The sequence below is a fragment of the Streptomyces europaeiscabiei genome, from assembly GCF_001550375.1.
In the GTDB taxonomy this organism is placed as follows: domain Bacteria; phylum Actinomycetota; class Actinomycetes; order Streptomycetales; family Streptomycetaceae; genus Streptomyces; species Streptomyces europaeiscabiei.
Genome location: NZ_LRTR01000656.1, coordinates 1 through 1,609 on the forward strand (window position 1 = coordinate 1; position 1,609 = coordinate 1,609).

2 protein-coding genes are annotated in these 1,609 nt (G+C 73.4%); both read left to right on the top strand.

Features of this window, described 5'->3' with window-relative positions; all coding sequences use genetic code 11:
• On the top strand, positions 1-597 hold a 597-nt coding region (locus AWZ10_RS55255), incomplete at its 5' end, for an acyl carrier protein (RefSeq protein ID WP_167366005.1).
• Between the two features lie 124 nt (positions 598-721).
• Positions 722-1,609: beta-ketoacyl synthase N-terminal-like domain-containing protein (locus AWZ10_RS32040; RefSeq protein ID WP_425264518.1), on the top strand; the 888-nt coding region annotated here is incomplete at its 3' end.

The window sequence follows — 1,609 nt, forward strand, 5'->3', positions numbered from 1 at the left end:
GCGGCGGCCGGAGCCTCCGCCGCCGGCCCGGCGTCGCTGCGGCAGCGGCTCGAACCGCTGTCCGCGGAGCGCAGGACCCGGCTGGCCACCGAGGTCGTACTGGAGGAGGCCGCCGCGGTGCTCGGTCTGAGCAGCCGCGCGTCCGTCCAGGCGGACCAGGTGCTGAAGGAACTGGGCCTCGACTCGCTGATGGCGGTGGAGCTGCGCCGCCGGATCGCCGCACGGGCCGGTGTGCCGCTGCCGTCGACGCTGGCCTTCGACTACCCGACCCCCGCCGCCATCGCCGGACTCGTCCTGACCCGACTGGACCTCGCGGCCGGTCCGGAGCAGACGCCGACGGCCGAGGACCCCGACTCGCTCCTCGCCCGTGTCCTCGACCGGGTGTCGGCGGACGATATGCAGCGCAGCGGCCTGCTCGACCTGCTGGTGGACCTCGCCGACCGCACGGGCGCCCCGGGCCCCGACGGCACACCGGGGAGCCCGGCCGCCCGGCCCGCGTCCCCGTCCGGCACATCCCGTCCCGCGGAGCGGTCCGTCGACGACATCAACGCGGAGCTCGACGCCCTGCTGGCCTCGGTCGGCGACGAGGCCTTCTGACATGCGCCCGATGCCCCCTGCGCGGCCCACGCATTCACCCGAACCGTTCTCCGCCCTGCTCGCCCAGAAAGGCTGACCGATGAGCACTCCGTCCTCCGACCGGATGGAAGCGGCCCTGCCCGCGATCCGTCTGCTCCAGAAGCGTGCGGCCGACCTCGAGGCCCAGCGCACGGAGCCGATCGCCGTGGTGTCGATGGCCTGCCGCCTGCCGGGGGGCATCGGGACGCCGGAGGCGTTCTGGGACCTGCTGTCCCGCGGCGGGGACGCGGTGGGAGGGCTGCCCAAGCGGTGGGAGGGCCTGGACCTGTACGACCCGGACCCCGAGGCCATGGGCAAGTCCTATGCCCGTGAGGGCGGGTTCATCGAGGACATCGAGGGCTTCGACGCCGAGTTCTTCGGCATCTCCCCTCGTGAGGCGCAGTCGATGGACCCGCAGCAGCGGATCGTCCTGGAGACGGCATGGGAGGCCTTGGAGAGGGCGGGCATCCGCCCCGGCACCCTCAACGAGTCGCGCACGGGCGTGTACCTGGGCACCATGGGCTCCGACTACGACGCCCTGACCCACTACGACCTGGACGCCCTCGACGGCTATGTGAGCTCGGGCAACGCGAGCAGCGTGCTGTCGGGCCGGGTGTCGTACGCGCTCGGTCTGCAGGGTCCGGCCGTCACGGTGGACACGGCGTGCTCGTCGTCGCTGGTCGCCCTGCACCTCGCGGTCTCTGCGCTGCGCACCCGGGAATGCGGTCTCGCCCTCGCCGGTGGTGTCACCGTCATGTCGACGCCGTCGACGTTCGTCGAGTTCAGCCGCCTCAAGGGCCTGTCGGCCGACGGCCGCTGCAAGAGTTTCTCCGCCGACGCCAACGGGGTCGGCTGGGCCGAGGGCGCGGGCATGCTGGTCCTCAAGCGCCTCTCCGACGCCGAACGCGACGGCGACCGGGTGCTGGCGGTCATCCGCGGCAGCGCCGTCAACCAGGACGGCCGCAGCCAGGGCCTGACCGCCCCCAACGGCCCC